This is a genomic window from Microbulbifer aggregans (assembly GCF_020524005.1).
Classification (GTDB): Bacteria; Pseudomonadota; Gammaproteobacteria; order Pseudomonadales; family Cellvibrionaceae; genus Microbulbifer; species Microbulbifer aggregans_A.
In genome coordinates this window covers 178535-200497 of record NZ_JAIVKK010000008.1, presented here as the reverse complement: position 1 = coordinate 200497, position 21963 = coordinate 178535, and the positions used below count along the sequence as shown (strand labels likewise).

The following is a 21963-nucleotide window of genomic DNA, read 5'->3' as shown; positions in this document are numbered from 1 at the left end:
CATTTATGCTTTGCAAAACCTTCCTGCACTAGATTACGGAAAGCTCGTACAACGATAAGGAGATACCGTGCACCCGATTTTCAGGAATACCTCCACCAGGAGGTTGCGCCCCTACTGGCTCGCCCTGGCGGTTTCTCTGCTTGCAGGGTGTAATCTCGATGGCGCATTTACCGACTCTGATTCGGGGAGCTCCAGCAGTTCAAGCAGCTCCAGTGGCGGTAGCTCCGGTGGCGGCAGTGGTGCTGAACAGGAGGGGATATTTAACGCGGGAACAATTGAGGGGCTGCGCTACACAGCGCCGAGCTTTTCCGGCCTGCTCGATAACAGCGGTACTTTCCGCTACCGGGATGGTGAAGACGTGGAGTTTTCCCTCGGGGGCGTTATCCTGGGGTCCGCTGCCGGCGCCGAGGCACTGAACCTGTTTGACCTGGTGGGTAGCGAGCCTCTGGCAGACGAGGCCCAGTTGCGGGCTGCACTGCAAGATCGCGAACGGGTGGGTGCTCTCGATCGTGTTGCCAATATGGCGACGCTGCTGGTCACACTCGACCGCGACGTTAATCCGGACAATGGGCTGGACCTGACCGGCTGGGACACCGATCTGGCGGATTACCAGATTGATTTCGAGCATAACCTGTTTCTGTTTCCCGAGCGCCGCGCGACCGATGCCCTGCGTGCCATCCGTACCGAATTCGATATCGACTATGAAGTGGCAAGCGCAGTACCCCTGCTGTTTGTTTACGATGCGCTTGGAATCGTGGTGCCTGCGCACCAGCCGGTACTGGAGACCATCGATTCGGGAAACAACGGTAGCATCGAGGAAGAAATTGAAACCCGCTATAACGATCTCGACCTGCCTGAAATCATCCGCCGTTATGAAAGCCCCAATAGTGCCGATGACTGGAATCAATGGGTTCGCCTCCGTTATGACGAACTCGGCCGCGAAGTTTCGCTGGAAATAGAACGCGAAACCAATGGCGACGACCGCCTCGATGATATTTACCGGCGTTCACGCTTTTTCGATGAGGCAGGACTTTTACAGCGCGCCGAAATAGAAAACGGCACACAGGCCGTGGATGAGCTGGTTGAAATCGATTACCAGTACGACAAGGGCGGAAACCAGACCCGCTATCGCCTTGAGCGTGACGACGGGTTAAACGGCATTCTCGATGAAATCGAACAGGTCGACAGCCGTTACGATGACGATGGCTTGTTGCGTGACAGCGAGCAGGAAATCGACACCGATGGTGACGGTCGGGTAGAGCAGCGCCGCCGGTTTGAGCTCCGCTATTCCTCTGACGGACTGCTGACTCGCGTGATCGATACTCTGGATGGTACCCGAACAGCGGCAGATGGAGTGGTCGATACGCGTACGGAAACTCGCTATGAATACGACAACAAGCAGCGGCTGGCCCGCGAGGTCCAGAGCTCGGACGACAACGCAGATGGTGTTGTTGATAGTGAGCTGATTATTCGTCGCACGTACAACAATCGCGATTTACTGGTGAAAGAAACGTGGGAGCGGGACAAGTTCGCCGATGGCAGTGTGGAATCCCGGCAGGAATTCGATTTCCGCTACGATGATGAAGATCTTCTCGAACGCCTGGAAATCCAGTATGACGATAACGGCGATGAAAATGCCGATAGCACTGACATTAGCGAATATAGCTATAACGAGCGTGGCCAGTTGTTGCGCCTCGAGAGCGTGTTGCGCAATGCATCCGGTGCGGTACAGCGCAGCTTCCTGGAGCGGCGTACCTATGGTGACTTTGCTGAACCGCTGACGCGCCTGACCGATACGGATGGCAGCAGCGAGGTTTCCAATACCCCTGTTATGCAGCGCTGGGTATATCGCGAGATCGATGATGGATTGCGTTTCCTGATCGATTTCTATCGCACGGAGTCGGTTGCAGTAGTGGATGCCGGTGTGCCCTGCGCGACCCTGCAATATATTGGTGATACGTTGGTATGCATACCGGCCGTTGCAGCACAGAACTGATTGTTAATTTGTACATAGAGCCCGCAATGCGGGCTCTGAAGCAGGCAATCAAATAAAAACTGAAAAAACTCAGTGCATTTTAAGGCGCGGTTTTACAAAGCGATTAGCGTGACCTACCAGGTATAGCAGCATGGCTTTTGGCCAGCCGTGAAGGGCGGCCAGATGCATGCGGTACAGCGAGCGGTAGGCAATGCCGGCGAGCCGCCCTTCAATCGTCAGACTGCCCTTCACCAGCCCTCCCATCAGGCTTCCCACCGCATCGAATTTCGACAGTGACACCAGCGAGCCGCGATCCCGGTATACAAAGGGTTTTAACTGAGCGTCTGCGGTTTCAACCAGTGCGATCAGGTTGTCCCGCGCTGTTTTTGCCATCTGCTGGGCGGCCTGGGCACGGGGTGGGACTTTGACTCCGGCACCGTCAATACAGCCGGCGCAGTCACCCAGGGCGAAAATGTGCGGGGCCTGCCTGCTCTGCAGGGTTGCCTCGACCTCGATCTGATTGGCCCGGTTCAGTTCGAGTCCGGGCAGGTCTCTCAGGAAGTCTGGCGCTTTGACGCCCGCGGCCCAGACCCGCACTGCGGCGGTGATGGTTTCGCCCTCGGCTGTGACAAAACCGCGGCTGCTGGCCTCGGCCACCGCGGTGCCGGTCAGCACGCGAACACCGAGACGGGTGAGTTCTTTCTCGGAACTGTTGCCCAGCCGCGGTGGCAGGGCGGGCAGTAAGTGCGGGCCTGCTTCGATCAGGGTGACGTTCAGATCGCCATTGGCTATTCGGCCGTAGTGCCCCATTTCGTGCGCGGCATCCACCAGCTCCGCCGCCAGTTCCACGCCGGTAGCACCGCCGCCGACAATCGCGATATGAACCTTGTCGGCGACGCGATTTTCCAGTTGCAGGAACTGGTCGAGCAGCTTGCGATGAAAGCGTTGCGCCTGCTCCGCACTGTCAAGAAACTGGCAGTGTTCGCGCACGCCAGGCGTGTTGAAATCATTACTCTGGCTGCCCAGGGAAAACACCAGGATGTCATATTCAATCGAGCGTGCAGGCACCAATTCCTGGCCGGTATCATCACATACCGGTGCCAGTTCAATAGTGCGGGCTTCGCGGTCGAGTCCCTGCAAACAGCCCAGTTCAAAACTGAAACCATTGCTGCGGGCATGTACCTGGTAATTGAGGGCATCGAGGCTGGAGTCGAGCGCGCCGGTGGCCACCTGGTGTAGCAGAGGTTTCCAGATATGGGTGCGGTTTTTGTCTACCAGGGTGACCTGGGCGGCGGGAGCGCTGCGGCGGCGATGCAGGAACGGTGTGAATGAAAAGTAACGCCCGAGGCTGGTGGCCAATTGAAGGCCCCCGGCACCACCGCCGACAATAACAATTTTCTTCATGACAGAGATTTCCTGTAGAGCAAAAAAATAATTGGCTCTCTACGCGCCCGTCGGGGCAGCGGTCTCTGTGAAGACCTTGCAGCAGTGGAGATTTTTTAATGTAGGGTTTGACACTGCGTGTGTATTACCGAGCAGTATCACGGGGGACCGAAAATTTCGCAACGAGTTTTTGGTTTCGGTTGTAATGAACTTTCCCGCGACAATTACCGGGCTTGGTCCGTTTATGGCACCAGCTCGGAATAGCGCTCTGCCATTTTTTTCCAGTCGCCATTGCGTGCAAGATGCACAGGCTGTGGTGCGCAATGGAATTGATCGCCGCCCACGGGTAGCTCATCGATAAAACCGATAACCGCGGCGTGGTAGCTGCCGGCTGCGTGCAGTGCCGTGATGCAGGCATCGGTAGATTCCGCCGGTACAGTGGCCAGCAGGCCACCGCAGAATTGAGGGTCGGCAAGCAACGGAAGATAGGTATCTGCTTGCCAGGCCGCGGGATTTTGCAGTGCGCCAAACGCGCGCGCGTTGTCGCGGTAAGAGGTGGCCTGGAACCCTTTTTCCGCGCAGTAGCTCGCGCCGGGCAGCAGGGGAAGCGCATCGGCAAACAGGCTGGCTCCGAGCAAACGGGAGTGTCCCTGCTCGTCGCTGCGTATGCTTTGTCGCCACTGCAGGATTTCGAGTAAATGGCCCAGCAGTCCCAGGTTTGCAACGGTGGTTACGGCGGAAGCTTTGTGGTTCGCAAATACCTCGGCGGAGGGAGCATTGCTTTGCAGCATGGCGTCCAGCGCTGGTTGCAGCCAGCGGGCTCGTCCGCGTCCCTGAGCGTCGGCAGCGAGCAGGGCGCCATTACCAATGGGCTTGCTCAGGATCAGGCAATCACCCGCCCGTGCACCCGTGGCGTCCGGTACCGCTTGCCGGTCGGCAAGCGCGTTGATGATCAACCCCAGCTGCAGGCTGGTGCCCTCACTGTTGTTGCCACCGCTGAGCGCGCAATGATAGCGATCAAGCTCTTTTTGTGCGCCGTCGAGCAACTGCCGCAGATCCCGCCGGGCAATTTCAGGTGCGCCCTGCGGCAGGGTGACCAGCGCCTGGGCGTTGATCGGTTGTGCCTGCGCCGCAAACAGGGGGGAAAGTGTATGCAGTGCCGCCAGCCGCCCGAACAGCCAGGGGTCGCTAACCGGCGCGCGCAATTGTTGTGAGTGCTGTATGAGCGATTTCCCTGCGGGAACATTCAGCGGCGTTGCGGTGGGCGGTAGCGATTCATTCGCACCGCTGGCCAGCGGCTGATTGGTCGCCATCGCCAGGCGGCGGGAAATGATCCGTTGGCCGGGCCGCAGCGCGCTGCCGCGTAAAAAGTCCGGCCAGGAATTGACTGGCGCTGGCGTTGAGGCCTGGGCGTTGATTCGGCGTACAAACTCACGGTTGGAATAATCTTTGGCAAGCCATATCAGGCGACCGACGGTTGCCAGGCCACTGTGCGTGGCAATGGCGCGGCGGTTACCACAGGAAAGCACGCTGAGCGCGGCGCGCGTCGGGCGAAAATGTTTGAGCGGCCGGTTCAGCAGCGTGGCGCGCAGGTTGTGATACAGCACGCGCCCCTGCTGCAGTGCGGTGGCGCTGGACTTGGCTGCCGGGTTGGAGTGGATGGACGCTACATCACCGGAGGCGAATATATGGCGCTGGCCCTGTGCACGCAGGCAGTCATCCGTGAGCAGGAATCCGCTGTCGTCCAGTACGAGCTCGGACTCCGTCAGCCATGGTGGCGCAGATGCCTCGGTACACAGTACAACTTTGTCCAGCGCCAAAAACTGTCCCTCGTCGCTGTGCACGCCGTGAGGGGTAATTTCTGACACCCGCCAGTTGCGGTGGGCCAGAACCTTGAGCCGTGCAAATTCGCGCGCCACCAGGCTTCTTGCCAGCAGCGGGTAGTCTTGCGGTATTTTCTGTCCGGCCTGCAGCACGTGGAGCTCGACCCGCCCGCTGTATACCTGCTCTTCCAGCGCCCACGCCATGGCCATGGCGAGTTCACATCCACTTGCTCCCCCTCCGACCACACCGAGCTTGAACGGTTGATGGTTGGTGTGAATCTGTTGCTTGAGCTGCTGCCAGTAACGGTGGAAATGGCTGATGGGCTTGATCGGGATTGCGAGCTCTGAACCGGGAATGTTCCGGTTGGGGGTTGCCCCGACATCGAGTGACAAGAGGTCAAATGGCAGGTCGGGTCGGCCGAGCAGCGAGACCGTGCGATCGGCGAGATTTATCTGATGCGCGCAGGCGTGAATGAATCGGGCTCCAGCCGCCCGGCACAGCCGGGGAAGATCAATCTGGATATCGTTGTAACGGTAATGGCCGGCAATCATTCCCGGCAGCATGTCGGAGTAGGCGCTCTGAATCAGCGGGGAAACCAGAGTCAATCGTGCGCCGGGTAAGGGATTCTCCGCCCATTTTTGTAACACGATGGCGTGGCTGTGGCCGCCGCCAATCAGGACGATGTCCTGATATTGGGAATGCTCCTGCATAAATCTTTCACCGCTAGGGACTCTGTCAAGAGAGTCACGACAACGCTCAGGTAATGTTCGGTCTGGTCGAAATATATACAGTGTAATGGCGCTTCGGAATTTAGCACGGTGACTCTATGCGCTTTCGCAACATGGCGCGCCGAAAATGCACACGACGAAAACAATACTGACTGAAAAAGATGCAATGCTGGCGCATGCTGCGCCGGGCTCGACGCGCGCTGGTCTTTACTTATTGAGCATCAATAACTGAAAACCTGGTTTGTCCGTGTCGTCATTAGACTGCGGATCAACAGAATTGATCGCCAGGTTTGCATTTCGCTTATCACCATGTGCGCTTGCGCACAATTCATAGCGTCGAGTCTGGATGTCCGTTGCCACCGCCTCCGCTGCACAAATAAAGGGACTGCGCCGCCTGCTGTGGCTGCTGGTTTTCCTGTTGTTGTTGATCGGCGCGCTAAACCTTTTTGTCGCCAGCTGGCTGCCGGGGGCCATCCAGCGCTGGTTGCATGAGCGCGGGCTTGAAGCGGCTGTTGAGCACATTGATCTGTCACTGCCCCGGTTGCGTGCAGACCTGCGTGGTGTGGAAGTACGCAACCAGTACGGTCGCGGATTCAGAGCACAGGAAGCGACACTCGGGCTTAGCTGGTGGTCGCTACTGCGCGGGAAAGTCGGCGTAAAACTCGTCGAACTTGAAGACGTCCACTTTGATCTGGAATCCGAGCCCGGTAAGCGCGGCCGTGTCTGGGAGATCGGTGGCTGGCGCATGGAGGAGGGGCCGAAAAAAGACAAGAACTGGCGCGTGGAACTGGCGGCGGCGAAAGTGCGCAGAGGAGTCGTCTGCTATCAGCATAAGCCCCTGTGGCCCAGTGCCAGTTGCGCCCGAATTGACGAACTCGAATTACAGGATTTTTTTGTCGCTGCCAAACGCACTGGCGACGAACCGCTGCAGTTTTCCATTGGTGCCGATGACCTCACTCTGCAAAATTTGCTGGCGTGGGATGAAAAAACGCCCGCCGATAGCGCCGCTACCGGGCCGGGTATTGGCGAAGGCAATATGGCCAGAGGGCGGGCTGAAGACCCGACGCTGGCGCTGGTATTGCTGAAACTCGAAGACGGCCTGTTCGAGCGTCCGGGCAACCGCTTTACTGCGGATGATGGCTTTGTGCGTAAATTCGCTGGCTGCCCGCCACAGCGCTGGGCGGATGCGGTACCGGGACTGACACGGCTGATCGGACACTGCGGTAGTGCACGCCGTCTGGAAGTAAAAGGGCCGATGAATTTTGCGTTTGGCCGCAATGCCGAAGTGGCCTGGCGCCGGGTCAGCGGGCAGGAAGTGCGTCTGCGTTTTGCTAACCGCGCGCTACCCAACTGGCATGCGGAAACCATTGCCCTGAACAGTTTCGATTATCTGCGTGCTGAGAAAAAACTGACCTGGCGCAGCGGTGGCAGCAGCGGTTTTTCCTGGTGCCCGAGCCGCTGGCGCAATCGGGAACAACACTATTGCATCCGCGCCGGCAGCTTGCGCCTGCCTCAACCGACCGCATTTACCTGGGCGGACGGGTTTCGCTTTGCAACGCGGGAGGCGGTACTTTCGCAGGGCAGTCTGCTCGATCGTGCCGCACCCAAAGTGGCGGAAAATCCGGTCACTGCCAACCAGCTGCGCATTGCAGACCTGGCCTATGGCGGTCGCGAACGGCTGCTGGAATTACAGAGGCTTTCTCTCGATGGCGTCGCCGGCTGTATCCCCGGCCAACTGTGGCAGAGCCCGGATCAGTGCGTGCAGCTGTCACAGTTGCAAGTGCCGGATTCCCTGGCGCTGCGTTTTCCACAAAAAACCAAACCGGGCGCGTGGGGGCTGGATAGCGGCCCCCTGCACCTGACCCGTCTGCAGTTGTTGCCGCGACGGACCTCGGGAAAGACGCCACGCAAAAAAACCTTTGACCTGCAAAAGCTGCACTGGGCACGTGCGGCTATTGGCCCGGCGGAGGCTGCGCAGCAACTGCAGGATTTCAGCCTGCTGCGTGTTGACGGCTGTGTACCGGGCCGCTGGTTGCCGAAGGTGGAAAACCAGAACGTGAAAGCCCCGAGGGTGAAAGACTCAAACCGTGATGGTGATCTCTGTGCCCGGGTAAACAATTTGAAAGGCGACGGTAACTTTGCCGTACAAACCGGCAGTGATCCCCATGTGATTCTGGGGGAGCTGCGCGTCGATAACCTGCTGCTTGCCGATCAGCTCACGGCGGATCCAAAACAGCAGCAAGGATTACTGCTGCGAGAATTACTGGTTGGCAACGGCCTGTTTCGAACGCATCACAGTGAGGGAGACGGCAACGAACCCCTCAGTCTGTCCGATTTCGGCGCCTGGTTTTCAGATGGCATGGCCGACGACGAAGACAGCGGCGAAGAAACCGCAGAGAAGGGGCTGCTGTCCGAGCCCCTGTCACAGGATATCGCCGGCACTCAAGGAATTGGGGTGGAAGACATCGTTTCTGCAGGCACTGCGACCTCGATCACCGAGGGTGAACTGCAATCACTGTCGCTGCTGTTGGTCGATGGCTGTCTTCCCGGTAGCTGGGGGCGGCTTATTTATCGTGACCGGGACCGCAGCAGAACCCCTGAGTGCTTCAGCGTTGCCAACCTGCGCCAGCAGCAGCCGCTTAATATCGTGATGGCAATGAATGACCATCCGTCACGCGCGGAAATAAAACGACATTTTCATTTCGATGCCGCAGAGCTCAGTCTGGAGCGCGCGCGTGTATCCACGGCCTCCGGAGATGAGTTGCTCGGTGTGGAGGGCCTTGCGGTACCCAGTGCCGAACTGACGTTTGCCTCCAGCCCTGTGCAGGCCAAAGTGCGCTTGCCGGAGTTTGCTCTTAAGCGCGCGCATTTTTGCCTGGTCCCGGAACGCTGTGTCACCGCGGCCACGCTGCAAACCGGAGAGCGCTTTGAGCTCGACTACAACCGTGAGCGTTTCAGTACAGATTTCAACAATCTTATGGTGGAGCAGTTTGACCTGACTGGCGGAGCGAAAGACTACACCGCGCACGTCAATAAACTGGAAAGCCTGCAACTTAAATTGCAGTTGCCCCGGCTGCAGGGCGCGCGTGCAGACTGGCAGATGCTGAACCTCCAGGCGGCGGAACTGGAGGTGTGCTGGCCACAGAGTGAGAACCCCGGTGCCTTGCCCCGCTGCGCCATCGCAGAAAACCTGCGTTCCCGCGGGCACGGCCTGGATGTGGCGCGTATCGCGCTGCAATCGGCTACCGGCAGCGCCAAACAGCTGGAAATCGTCGAACTGGGTGTGGACCGTGTAGGCATGGCACAACAGGAACTCGGTCCGGTACAGCTCAACCTGCAGGGGTTGAGCATGGCCGCGCTGGATGGCTGTCTGCCAGGCGCATGGCTCCCGCGTTCAGCCGCGGACAAAAATGTGCGCCAGTGGGGCACCTGTCTGGCCGGCGGCGATATTCGTTTGTCAGGCGACAACCTGATTGCGTTCGGGCGCGGTACCCACACCCCGGACCGCGACCAGGGTATACCGATTGTTGACCTTGGGCCCGCGCAAGTGAAGGGGCTGGCTCTGCGCACCCGTACTGGCAAGGAAACTCAGGCAAGCCTGGAACATCTCTCCTGGCAGGCGTTGCGGTGGCGGGGCGGGCGTACACTCGACGTCACGGATCTCAATGCGAACAGTTTTTCCGGTTGCCTGCCAGCAACTGCTGCACAGGCCGGTAGTGGTGGGCGCCTGTGTGCACAGCTGGCGCGCCTCGGTCTGCCGGGCAGGCAGCAACTGCAGTTGGGTCCTGTCGTACAAACCAGCGGCCGTCTTGAAGTTGAAGGCCTTGTGGGAACACAGGATGGACGGAAGCGCTTTGCAGTGGGCAGCCTGGGGGTTGAGAGTCTGGCGGTGGGGCGCAACCGATTTACTGTCGAGGCGGGAGAGGTAAAACACATCAGCGGTTGCCTGTCTGGCTTCAGGCTCGGGAAAAAAATGGTGTCGCCCTGTGTTGAGTTCGAGCGCGTAACCATGGATAACCAACGCCAGCTGGACCTCGCCCCCCTTCTTTCCGGGGAGCGCCAATTACGAAATATCCGTATCGAAGGGCTGCGGGTGAGCGACACGGCCGTGCAAGGCCAACCGGTTGAGCTACTGAAGGTTGCGCAGTTACATGCCGAACTGTTTGCGGCTGGCGGCAGGCAGTTACAGGTACAAAACCTGCAGCTGCAAAATGTCCACGGCTGCCTTCCTGAAGGGTATTTTTCCAGGATCAACCACTGTCTGAAACTGGCCGTCGCTGAAACTTCGGGCAGCTATCGTTTTGACGAGCGCGTACTGGCGCTTGCACAGGTGCAGTTGTTTGAACTGTTTGTGGACAATATTGAAGGCAGCGGCTTTCTAGAGGTATCGCAATCTTATCTGTCGCAGTTTCAGGTGATGAAGAATCGCGTGAGTTTTGCCTCGCTGGATATGAGCTACGGTAAACTGCTGCGCCGCCGGGAAAACGCGCAGGAGTTCAGCAAACGGCAGTGGAACTCGGAATTTGAGCGATTACAGCTCAATCAATTCCAGTTTGACACGGCAGCAAAACAGCTGGAGATCGATACCATTGAACTGGTACGCCCCCGCAGTATTGTCGCGCGCGGACGTTCGGGTGATTACGGTGCCTGGGAATTTCTGCGTGATGATGAGCCGAACGCGCGGCCACGCTACCGCCGTGGTGATTTAAGCCGTGAAGCCAATCGTTTTCACTATCGCATCCGCGAAGCCGTCGTCGATGAAGGACACTTCTTGTGGCTGGATGACTATCACGAGCAATCCGCACATTTACCGCTCCAGCACATCAATATCCTGCTGCGTAATGTCAGCAGTCACGCCAGTGACCCGCCGGCACTGGTACTGCTGAATGCGCGCCCGGGCAATATTGGTGACGTGCAACTGGCGGGCACAATTGACCTGAAATCCGATAGTCGCTGGGATGCCTGCCTGCTGGGCTACGTGGTGGCTGCGAATCTGATCCCGGCCACGCCCTATATGGCAAAGCTACTGGGATACAAAATTCTGCAGGGGCAGCTGGATGCCACGCTGGACCTTGGCGTTAAAAGCAATGATGTGAACGCCGAAGCCAATATGATCCTCAACAAGATCAAAGTGCGTCGCGTTCGAGACACCGATCAGTTAAATGTCGAACGCAGCATTATTCCGTTGAGTCTGGCGCTGGCCCTGTTAAAAGATGGCGATGGGGATGTTAAGTTCAAAATGCCGGTAACTGGCGACCTGTTCGATCCGGATTTCAATTTCAGCTACATATTCAGCGACCTGCTGCAGCGTGCGATTCTGGAAGCACTGTTCGCCTATTTTACTCCAGTAGGATTCTACAGCCTGGCCAAACTCGCCTGGGCGCGCTTCCGTTCGGTAGAGTTTGAACCGATTCTGTTCCGGCCCGGCAGTAACGAGCTGGATACGCAGGCCAGGGCTGAACTCACCGCAAATGTCGCATTGATGCGCGACAACCCGAAGGCACGACCGGGTATCTGCGGCGTTGCTACCGTGCGCGATATGCGTGTGCGTTTCCCGGAGGAGCTGGCCAGGCACGGTGGCAGTCGGGATGCCAGCCGCGAATTTCTGCGCAATCCACCCAAGGAAATTCGCGACGAGTTGATCGACCTGGCGCTGCAGCGGGGCAGGGAAGTGCAGAAATACCTGATTGAGGCCGGTCTCGACGCGCAGGACTTTATCCAGTGCGCGCCGGATTACATCGGCACTGATTTTGACGAGCCGCGGGTGGAAATTTCCAACTGACAAGGGAGGCAATCCATGGGCAAGAATCTCGCACACAAGCTGATTGAACAGCACCTGGTGAGTGGCGTTATGCAGCCCGGGAAAGAAGTGACGCTCAAGATCGACCAGACCCTCGCCCAGGACGCTACCGGTACCATGGTAATGCTGGAGTTCGAGGCGCTGGGCCTGCCAAAGGTAAAAACCGAGCTCTCGGCACAATATGTAGATCACAACCTGATTCAGGCCGATTTCAAGAATGCCGACGATCACCTGTTTCTACGCAGCGCCTGCCGCAAGTGGGGGCTGTGGTTTTCCCGTCCTGGTAACGGCATCAGCCATGCGGTACACATGGCCTGCTTCGGAATTCCGGGCAAGACATTACTCGGCTCCGACAGCCACACCTGCGCCGGTGGCTCACTGGGGATGCTGGCCATGGGAGCCGGTGGGTTGCAGGTAGCACTGGCGATGGCCGGCCTGCCGTTCTCGCTGACCATGCCGCAAATCATCGGCGTGGAAGTCACTGGAAAGTTATCGCCGTGGGTAAGTGCCAAAGATGTGATTCTGGAAATGCTGCGCCGTTACGATGTAAAAGGCGGAGTCAACAAAATATTTGAATATTATGGTGCGGGTCTGGCCAACCTCAGTGCAATGGATCGCCACGTCATTGCCAATATGGGACAGGAAATGGGTGCAACCGCCAGCGTATTTCCCGCGGATGAAACGGTGCGGGAATTTTTGAGACAGCAGGGGCGTGAACAAGACTTTGTCGCACTGCACGCCGATGCAAACGCACATTATGACGCACTGGATAATCTCGACCTGTCGAAGATTGAACCGATGATTGCCTGCCCTTCCAGTCCCGGGAATGTGGTGAAGGTGCGAGAGGTTGAGGGCAGGCCGATATACCAGTGCTATATTGGTTCCTCTGCCAATCCGGGTCTGCGGGATTTTGTTATTCCCGCAAAAATGGTGGAAGGGCGCGAGGTCCCCGAGGAAATCTCTCTCGATATCAATCCAAGCAGCCGTCAGGTGCTCGAAGCATTGAGCAGCAGTGGCGACCTCAACCGTTTACTGGAGGCTGGCGCGCGCCTGCACCAGACCGGCTGCAATGGCTGCATCGGCATGGGCCAGGCGCCAGCCAGTGGGCGCATCAGCCTGCGCACGGTACCGCGCAATTTCCCCGGCCGCTCCGGTACCAAGGAAGATCAGGTCTATCTGTGTAGCCCGGAAACAGCCACCGCCAGCGCGATTTATGGAAAAATTACCGACCCCCGGGCTATGGATATGGACTATCCCGCGTTCCGCGAACCGGAGTCACTGCGGGATATGCGCCCGCTGCTGTTGGCACCACAGGAAATCCCGGTTGCAGTAGAACTGGAAAAAGGCCCGAATATCCAGCCGCTGCCGGAGTTCGAAGCGTTGCCGGAAAAACTCTCCGGCCCCATCCTGCTCAAGGCCGGCGACAATGTTTCCACGGATGAGATCCTTCCTGCCGGTACGGATATTCTGCCGCTGCGCTCCAATATCCCGGCAATCAGCCACTACACCTACTCCCGAATCGACGAGACCTTTTACCAGCGTGCGACACAGCACGGTGGCGACAGTTTTGTGATCGGTGGCGAAAACTTCGGCCAGGGCTCCAGCCGCGAGCATGCGGCCATTGCTCCGCGCTATCTCGGTGTACGCGCGGTTATTGCGGTCTCCATGGCCCGTATTCACCGGCGCAACCTGATCAACTTCGGCGTAGTGCCGCTGCTGTTTAAAAACGCCGATGACCTGGGTCAACTGAACCAGGACGATACGCTGTCTTTCAGCGATCTTCCCAGCCAACTGCAGAATGGCCACGTGGTGACGGCCATCACCGGTGCGGGTAAATCCCTCGAACTCACACACAATATGAGTGACGACGAAGTGGCCACAGTGGTTGCCGGCGGGCTGATCAATTACGTGCGTGACAACCATCTGCAAAGCTGAACTGACTGCCCATTCCACTGTTATCTCGGCGTTTAATTTCACGCTTCGATGACAGCGTTCACCTTAAATCACGAGTTCTCAGAGAATCAGGCAATCAATAGCAAGGATCGGGTAGGCCAACCCATGTGCCAGCTCCTTACAATGGCCGCATTACAGAGACGACGGTGATCCCGTTGTCTGTTTCCAGATTTGTCTGAGGCATTGTGTAAGGAGTCTCCATGAAAACGGTTGGTTATGCGGCTTATTCATCCGACGCGGAAATGGCGCCATTCCATTTCGAACGTCGTGCCTTGCGGGCAAACGATGTGGCTATTGAAATCCTGTACAGCGGTGTCTGTCACTCTGACCTGCATACGGTCAATGGCGACTGGGGCCCGCAGCCTTACCCCCTGGTACCGGGCCACGAAATCATTGGCCGCGTACTCGAAGTTGGTCCGGAGGTCACCCGGTATCAAGTGGGTGACCAGGTGGGTGTTGGTTGTATGGTCGACAGCTGTCAGGCGTGCGACCAGTGCGATCATGGTGAAGAGCAGTTCTGTCGCAATGGCATGACGCCCACCTATGGCGCCCCGGATCGCATCACCGGCGAGATTACCCAGGGCGGCTACTCCAAGCATATTGTGGTGCGAGAAGAGTTCGTGCTGCGTATCCCTGAAGCGCTGGACCTGTCGCGCGCTGCCCCGATCCTGTGTGCCGGTATCACGACCTTCTCGCCGCTGCGCACCTGGAACATCGGTAAAGGCAGTCGGGTAGGGGTGATTGGCCTCGGTGGCCTGGGCCATATGGCGGTGAAACTGGCGGTGGCCATGGGCGCTGAAGTAACCGTGCTGAGCCGCTCCACCAAGAAAGAAGATGAGGCCAGAGCTATTGGTGCCAGCGGCATTCTCGCCTCCACCGATGCGGAGGCGATGGCCCAAGCGGCAGCGTCCATGGATCTGATCATCGATACCGTGCCTGTTGAGCACGACGTGACCCCGTATGCCTCGTTGCTGGATGTAGACGGCACGCTGGTGATTGTGGGACAGGTGGGGCCGATGAAAGGCTTTATGACCGTGCCGATGATTATGGGCCGCCGCCGGGTGGCCGGTTCCCTGATCGGTGGTGTCAAGGAAACCCAGGAAGTACTGGATTTCTGTGCCGAACACGATATCCACCCGATCTGTGAAATCATCCGTCCGGAGCAGATCAACGAAGCGTTTGAGATCATGGGCCGTGGAGATATTGCCCACCGTTACGTGATGGATATGTCTGAATTGTCTGTGGATAGCTGATCGTCGACGGTCAGTAAACTACTGTCAGTTTACGTAGCTACATAACGTAAATACGGGCCGCCGCATTGATGCCGCGGCCCGTTTTATTTTCAGGAACTGATAACGTTACGCTGTTGCTTCAGGTGCTGCGCAATCGGTCCAGCCGCAATCGCTCGCGCCCGTCAAACAATCGCCTGGCACACAACGCGACTGCCGCAAAAGTGCCAAAGCCGGTACCGGCGGCAATGGTGAACATAATCAGTATCTGGTATTTGACCGCGAGCGCCGGAGGTGTGCCGGCGAGTATCTGGCCGGTCATCATGCCCGGCAATGAGACAATGCCGGCGGCGGCCATGGCGTTGATGATCGGAGTCAGGCCCGCGCGCATGGCGTCGCGGCGGAAATCCCCCAGTGCCTGCTGCCAGCTTTCGCCGAGCATCAGTCTGTTCTCGATAATATCGCGGGAGCGGCGTGCGCTCTCCGTCAGCCGGTCCAGGCCGAGGGCAACGCCGGTCATGGTATTGCCGAGCAGCATGCCCAACAGCGGGATAGCGTATTGCGGTGTGTACCATGGCGTGGGGCTGATCACTGCGGTCAGTGTGAGTACGGTGACGGCAAACGCGGAGATAAACATCGACAGGGTACCGATGCCAAAACTCCAGCCGCCGCGCAGGGGATATTTCTGTCGGGCGACCACTTCGCGCCCGGCCAGCAGCAACATGCCAAATCCCATCAATGCGACCCAGTGCAGGCTGCCAACGGCGAACAGCGCTTCCAGTACCAGCCCTACCAGTGTGAGCTGGATCGCGGTGCGCGCCGCCGCAATCAGCAGGGTTTTGCCTACGTCCAGCCGCGCAAGGAAAGTGCAGATGGCGAGCGCAATCACCAGCAGTGCCGCCAGTGCCAGCTGCCACCAGGAGAGGGCGATCACACTCACCCTGCTACCTCCAGCGCTTCAATACCCGCGCCGGTGATGTGAACGTGGCGATTGGCGACCCGTGCAATCTGGTCTTCGTGGTGCGCGACCCAAATCGTTGGCAGTTTATCTGCGCGGATCCTTTCGCACAGCCAGGCTTCCACTTTGGCGGTACTGTCCCTGTCGAGGTTTGCGGTGGGTTCGTCCAGTAGCAGGGCCGAGGGCTCGTAAGACAGGGCCCTCACCAGTGCCAGGCGCTGCTTTTCTCCGGAAGATAAACGGGTGACAGGCCAGGTACTCGCGCCTGGATCCAGGCCTATTTGCGCCAGTGTATTTCCCACCGACTGGGGAAAGTGTTCCCCCACTGTGTCGTGCCACCAGGCACTTTCCGCCGGCACCATCATCACTTTACCGCGCCAGAGATGTGCGGGCAGGGCGCTCTGGTTAATGTCATCCAGGGTCACCTGGCCGCCGTGGGGGTCCAGGTCGGCAATGGCACGCAACAGACGGCTTTTGCCGCCGCCAGAGGGGCCGGACAGGCACACGATTTCACCCGGGGCAACTTCCAGATCAATATTTTCCAGAGTGCCGACGGCTACGCCGGATAGCTTCAGTGTCCCCAATACCTGTTCCTGTTGTGTGAGGGGTGTCGTGCCTAGCCGAGTTGGCCAATGCCCTTCGCCATCAGCGCTGCGCAGAGTGCCATGCCGACGATGGCGGTCAGTTCAGTATGTACGATGATGCGCATCCAGCGCCGCTTGCGGTCACCAAGCGGTGGGATTTTTTGTTGCTTTATGGCCTTGCCCCAGCGCAGGAACTGAATGGTGGGGTAAATAGAGAGGATCGCGGCGATGAGAAACAGCGTGAGCTTTGCGTGAAATGCGCCGTTGTGGAAGTAATAGCCCGGGCCTTTCTCGAACAGGAACACCCGTAAAAAGCCGATCACCAGTAGGGCAACCGCGGATAGTCCGAGGATTCGATCGACAACTTGCAGCTTGCGCGCGCTCTGCAACGACAGCGGCTGACCCAGCAACACCAGTTGCATGGTGAGTACCACAATCATTGCGATGAACGTGAGATGGTGCAGGAAGGCGAACAGCGCGGGCATACAGGTCTCCGGTTGGTTGGAGTCATGTTCATGTTGTTGGCGTGCGGGAGACGTTAGCATATCTGGCGGTGGATAGAGGACGTTCGCAGTTTTCCTGGTGGCTGAATAATGAACGAAAAAGGCCTCGTGGGCTGCCACTTACATCAGATTGCTTTGAACCGACCGCCATTCGCCGCCATAATCCTCCCCCTCTTTACGAACAAAATAACGAGACTCTCGCAGTATGACCGAGCCCTCAGTCTACGAAGCATCGGAATGCCAGCAATCGCTCGATCTTTAGTCTCTGGAATTTGGTACTCGAATTCGTCGTTAGTTATATGTCCTGCCGCGAGTGCTCTTGTTAGCTTACATAGTCTTGTACGAGCGGCTTGGTCAATCATGATTATGCTTCACGTCCTTCATCCAAACCACCAATACTCTTAACGTTCGGCAGCTTATCTAAATCAGCCAACGAAGTAGGCTTAAAGTCATCGTCTTCACCATCCCAGTAAGGCATGAGCTGACCGTAAATCTCATCCGAAGCATCGTAGCTAATCTCAGTTATTGAATTGAGCAGTGTCTGTGGAATATGAATGCCGCGCATGTAGGCTAGGGCTTCGGGAATAATATCGTAGCCTGCAACGGCAATTTCGCGGTGATCATATTCTTTGGCAAACTGGCGAATATCAAAGGCTGGTTTGAGTGATTGTTGCACGTACATTAACTCGTTCAGCACGATTAGTTTGACGTTAATATCGCTGAACTGTGTTTCGCCACCTGTTGGCAGTTTATATTTTGGCTTTGTATTTCCAGCTAATAAGACTTTTAACACCTGCAATGCTGGTGCATCGCCATGTATTTCAACTAAAAGTGTTGCCAGTTTTTTTGCTGCCTTTGATTTGGTTAGTAGCCTTCGGCACTGCGCTACTTCATTAACTGCCAATAGATGTTTGCTGGCAAAGATGGCTTGCTCTGTTGTCCATTGTTTAGCGGTACTGTTTTCAACCATGCAATCGACCACATTGTTTGCCTGCTTAGCGCTATAGCTTTCAATATCGAATAAATCGGAAAATAGCCCCCATGACATTCCACCTAGATTGTATTCAACATTGTCAATCACTGATGACGCTCGCACATACTTATCGATTAGTTTGGCCGCAACCCTGGCACGGTTTTGTGAGCGCTGCAGAACAGCGAGCGTAAGGCCATTACCAAAATTGATATTGTGTTCAACAGCCTCAATGACCCAGTTTTCATAGTTAGGTGGGCAAGTGCTCGAATGATAAAAGCAGGTGTTGGTAAACAGCTCTAACAGAGCAAAGCCTGATTGCTCACCGGACTTGTCCTGAAAAACTTTTTGCTCATGACAGATGTTGGCGATCTTTTTTTGTACTTCATTCAGTGCGCCATGTGCGGCGTCGAATGCTTTTTGTAAAGGCTCGGGTGAACTGGCAGATCCGTCCGATTGGTTAAATAGCATTAACCACTGGGCTGCGGCTTGGCATTGAGCTGGGTTGGTGTATTCCACTACATACAATCGATAGAGCCATTGTTGAATCACCAGATTGGCAACTGACTCGTTACGGCATGCTTTAAGGATAAACTTGCCGATAGTGGCGAGTAGTTGATTGCTCTTTTTGTCAGCTAAATGGATCTGTGCGGTGTAAACCAACAGCTGAATAACGATGATGCATGCATCGTTTGGTGCCAACTGGGTAGCATTTTGTGTGAGCTTGGTGAGCACGCTTGAGACCTTTTTACTCCCGGTTTTTAGGGCAAAGTTGAGGTCTTTGTTAGGGCCGTCGATGGGAGCGGTTAACTCATTGAAACTGTGAGTGCTCATGCAGGTCCTTTCATTCTGGGAAATTTGCAAACAACGCAATCATGATAAGACCACAGCACGGGTAAGTTTAAAACCTGTTTCCTAAGCTTCTGGATATTATTACCAAAGTTGGTTTTAAATCGCATGTTAGCAAACAATGGAGAGGACCGCGGCGATGAGAAACAGCGTGAGCTTTGCGTGAAATATGCCGTTGTGGAAGTAATAGCCCGGGCCTTTCTCGAACAGGAACACCCGTAAAAAGCCGATCACCAGCAGGGCAACCGCGGATAGTCCGAGGATCCGATCGACAATTTGCAGCTTGCGCGCGCTCTGCAACGACAGCGGCTGACCCAGCAACACCAGTTGCATGGTGAGTACCACAATCATTGTGATGAAAGTGAGATGGTGCAGGAAGGCGAACAGCACGGGCATACAGGTCTCCCGTTGGTTGGCGTCATGTTATCGGGGTGCGGGAGACGTTAGCATATATGGTGGTCGAGAGTATGGCGGCGGATAGAGGACGCTCGTCGTTTGCCAGGTGGCTGAAAAATGAACGAAAAAGGCCTCATGGACTGCCGCTTACATGAGATTGCTTCCCCCACTTTGAACCGACCGCCATTCGCCGCCATAATCGTCCCCCTCTTTACGAACAAAATAACGAGACTCTCGCAGTATGACCGAGCCCTCTGTCTACGAAGCATCGGAACGCCAGCACCTGGCGGAATACACGGAGAAGGCGTACCTGGACTACTCCATGTACGTAATCCTGGACCGTGCCCTGCCCAATATCGGCGATGGCCTCAAGCCGGTGCAGCGCCGCATCGTCTACGCCATGAGCGAGCTGGGCCTGAAGAACACCGCCAAATACAAGAAGTCTGCCCGTACCGTGGGTGACGTGATTGGTAAATACCATCCGCACGGCGACAGTGCCGTGTACGAGGCGATGGTATTGATGGCGCAGCCCTTCAGTTACCGCTACCCGCTGGTGGATGGCCAGGGTAACTGGGGCTCCCCGGACGATCCCAAGTCCTTCGCCGCCATGCGTTATACCGAATCGCGCATGGGCAAATACTCCGAGGTACTGCTGTCCGAACTGGGGCAGGGCACGGTGGACTGGCAGCCGAACTTCGATGGCACTATGGACGAACCGGCGGTACTGCCGGCGCGCGTGCCGAACATCCTGCTGAACGGCACCACCGGCATTGCGGTAGGTATGGCCACCGACATCCCGCCGCACAACCTGCGTGAGGTTGTTGACGCCACCGTGCACCTGCTGGAAAACCCCAAGGCCACGGTTTCTGAGCTGTGTGAGTTCATCCAGGGGCCGGACATGCCTACGGAGGCGGAGATCATTTCTCCGCGCGCGGACCTGCACAAGATGTACGAGACCGGCAAGGGCTCGGTAAAAATGCGTGCGGTTTGGACCAGGGAAGATGGCGATATCGTCATTACCGCGCTGCCCTACCAGGCCAGTGGCTCCAAGGTGCTGGAGCAGATCGCCGCGCAGATGCAGGCGAAGAAGCTGCCGATGGTGGCGGACCTGCGTGACGAATCCGACCACGAGAATCCCACCCGCCTGGTGATCGTACCCAAGTCCAATCGCGTGGACCTGGATCAGGTGATGAACCACCTGTTCGCCACCACCGACCTGGAAAAGAGCTATCGGGTCAACCTGAACATGATCGGCATCGACGGCCGCCCGCAGGTGAAGTCCCTGGACAAAATCCTGGGCGAGTGGCTGAGCTTCCGTACCGTTACCACACGCCGTCGCCTGCAGTTCCGCCTCGACAAGGTCGAGAAGCGCCTGCACCTGTTGGCCGGTTTGTTGGTTGCGTTCCTCAATATCGATGAAGTGATCGAAATTATCCGCACCCACGAAGAGCCGAAGCAGGAGTTGATGCGCCGCTTCGAACTGAGTGACGTGCAGGCGGAATACGTCCTCGAAACCAAGTTGCGCCAGTTGGCGCGCCTCGAGGAAATGAAGATCCGCGGCGAGCAGGCCGAGCTGGAAAAAGAGCGCAAAATGCTTACCCAGACCCTGGAAAGTGCGCGCCGCCTGAAGACCCTGATCAAGAAAGAACTGCTGGAAGCTGCCGACGAGTTCGGTGATGACCGCCGCTCGCCCATCGTGACCCGCGAAGAAGCCAAGGCGTTCAGCGAAACCGACCTGCTGACCAGTGATCCGATTACCGTGGTGCTGTCGGACAAGGGCTGGATTCGCCAGGCCAAGGGCCACGATATCGACCCGACCTCGCTGAGCTACAAGGCCGGCGACAGCTTCAAGTACGCGGCCCGCGGCAAGAGCAACCAGCCGGCGCTGTTACTCGACAGCACCGGGCGCAGCTATGCCATTGCCGCGCATTCACTGCCGTCAGCACGGGGGCAGGGCGAGCCGCTTTCCGGCCGTATCAACCCGCCTTCCGGTGCGTCCTTCGAAGGCCTGCTGATGGGCAATGACGACCAGAAAGTGTTGCTGGCCTCGGATGCCGGTTACGGCTTTATCGCCAAGTACGCGGATCTGCAAAGCAGAAACAAGGCGGGTAAGGCGATGTTGTCACTGCCGAAAAATGCCCGCGTGCTGCCGCCGCAGGAGATCGAGAACCCGGATGGTGCTTTGTTGGCCGCAGTGACCAGCGAAGGGCGCATGCTGGTGTTCCCGGTTTCCGAGTTGCCGGAGCTGGCAAAAGGCAAGGGCAACAAGATCATCAATATCCCCTCCGCCCGCGCCGCCAGCCGCGAGGAAATTGTCGTCGGTATCGCGGTACTGGAAGGCAACGACCAGCTGTTGATCCACGCTGGCAAGCGCCATACCAAGATCAAGATCGCGGAGCTGGAGCACTACCAGGGAGAACGCGGTCGCCGCGGCAACAAGCTGCCCCGTGGTTTCCAGAAAGTGGACAAAGTGGAAGTTCAGAAAAAATAAATACAGAAAAGTGCATGAAAGAAAAAAATGTGCGCTGATTCCGTAAGCGAAAAAATAGCGGCCCTGAGAGGGCCGCTATTTTTTTGTCAGTAACAGGCAATCTTCAGCGGTTTGCTGCCCGTTTACATTTGAGATTTCCTTCGGTCGATTCCCGTAACCCGAGCATTGGACTTACTCGCAAAATATATTTATTGTTCCCAGCCACTTATAGGACGCCATAAGCGTGGAACAGGCGTCCTAATTAGCGCGTATAAGGCGCGATGAAAGGATTGAAACCACGCGTTAAGGAAAACGCATTTGAACTCCATTAATACGCATAT

General features: G+C 57.1%; 12 protein-coding genes. 5 read left to right on the top strand and 7 right to left on the bottom strand.

What is annotated here, in order from left to right:
- Positions 1–67: 67 nt before the first annotated feature.
- Positions 68–1996, top strand: coding sequence for a hypothetical protein (locus tag LC093_RS15450; RefSeq protein WP_226666743.1), 1929 nt, complete (start codon positions 68–70; stop codon positions 1994–1996).
- A gap of 69 nt (positions 1997–2065) precedes the next feature.
- Here LC093_RS15450 and LC093_RS15445 read toward each other — a convergent pair whose 3' ends face one another.
- The gene (locus tag LC093_RS15445; RefSeq protein WP_226666736.1) at positions 2066–3379 is read right to left on the bottom strand and encodes an NAD(P)/FAD-dependent oxidoreductase; all 1314 of its coding nucleotides are present in this window, start codon (positions 3377–3379) and stop codon (positions 2066–2068) included.
- A 221-nt stretch (positions 3380–3600) separates the two neighbouring features.
- Positions 3601–5892: a selenide, water dikinase SelD gene (gene selD / locus LC093_RS15440; protein WP_226666733.1), complete on the bottom strand. Its 2292-nt coding sequence runs from the start codon at positions 5890–5892 to the stop codon at positions 3601–3603.
- A 364-nt stretch (positions 5893–6256) separates the two neighbouring features.
- Between selD and LC093_RS15435 the strand changes: the two genes are divergently transcribed.
- The 3 genes from LC093_RS15435 (at position 6257) to LC093_RS15425 (ending at position 14916) form a co-directional block, all read left to right on the top strand.
- Entirely contained in the window at positions 6257–11692 is a 5436-nt protein-coding gene (locus tag LC093_RS15435) for a DUF748 domain-containing protein (protein WP_226666727.1), read from the top strand.
- A gap of 15 nt (positions 11693–11707) precedes the next feature.
- Positions 11708–13645: an aconitate hydratase gene (locus LC093_RS15430; RefSeq protein WP_226666724.1), complete on the top strand. Its 1938-nt coding sequence runs from the start codon at positions 11708–11710 to the stop codon at positions 13643–13645.
- A 218-nt stretch (positions 13646–13863) separates the two neighbouring features.
- Positions 13864–14916 (top strand): NAD(P)-dependent alcohol dehydrogenase, encoded by a 1053-nt coding sequence (locus tag LC093_RS15425; RefSeq protein WP_226666719.1) that lies wholly within the window; start codon positions 13864–13866, stop codon positions 14914–14916.
- A 118-nt stretch (positions 14917–15034) separates the two neighbouring features.
- Here LC093_RS15425 and LC093_RS15420 read toward each other — a convergent pair whose 3' ends face one another.
- The 5 genes from LC093_RS15420 to LC093_RS15400 form a co-directional block, all read right to left on the bottom strand.
- Positions 15035–15832, bottom strand: coding sequence for an ABC transporter permease (locus tag LC093_RS15420; protein WP_226666717.1), 798 nt, complete (start codon positions 15830–15832; stop codon positions 15035–15037).
- A complete protein-coding gene (locus LC093_RS15415) occupies positions 15829–16434 on the bottom strand; it encodes an ATP-binding cassette domain-containing protein (protein ID WP_226666714.1) in 606 nt (201 codons plus the stop codon). Before LC093_RS15415 ends, LC093_RS15420 begins: the two co-directional genes overlap by 4 nt.
- 32 nt (positions 16435–16466) lie before the next feature.
- Positions 16467–16919: a DUF2214 family protein gene (locus LC093_RS15410; RefSeq protein WP_226666710.1), complete on the bottom strand. Its 453-nt coding sequence runs from the start codon at positions 16917–16919 to the stop codon at positions 16467–16469.
- A 382-nt stretch (positions 16920–17301) separates the two neighbouring features.
- On the bottom strand, positions 17302–18741 hold the full coding sequence (locus LC093_RS15405) for a DUF6892 domain-containing protein (protein WP_226666706.1): 1440 nt from the start codon (positions 18739–18741) through the stop codon (positions 17302–17304).
- Positions 18742–18867: 126 nt separating this feature from the next.
- The gene (locus tag LC093_RS15400) at positions 18868–19152 is read right to left on the bottom strand and encodes a DUF2214 family protein (RefSeq protein ID WP_226666704.1); all 285 of its coding nucleotides are present in this window, start codon (positions 19150–19152) and stop codon (positions 18868–18870) included.
- Between the two features lie 241 nt (positions 19153–19393).
- Between LC093_RS15400 and parC the strand changes: the two genes are divergently transcribed.
- Entirely contained in the window at positions 19394–21643 is a 2250-nt protein-coding gene (parC, locus tag LC093_RS15395) for a DNA topoisomerase IV subunit A (protein WP_226666702.1), read from the top strand.
- Positions 21644–21963: the final 320 nt, after the last annotated feature.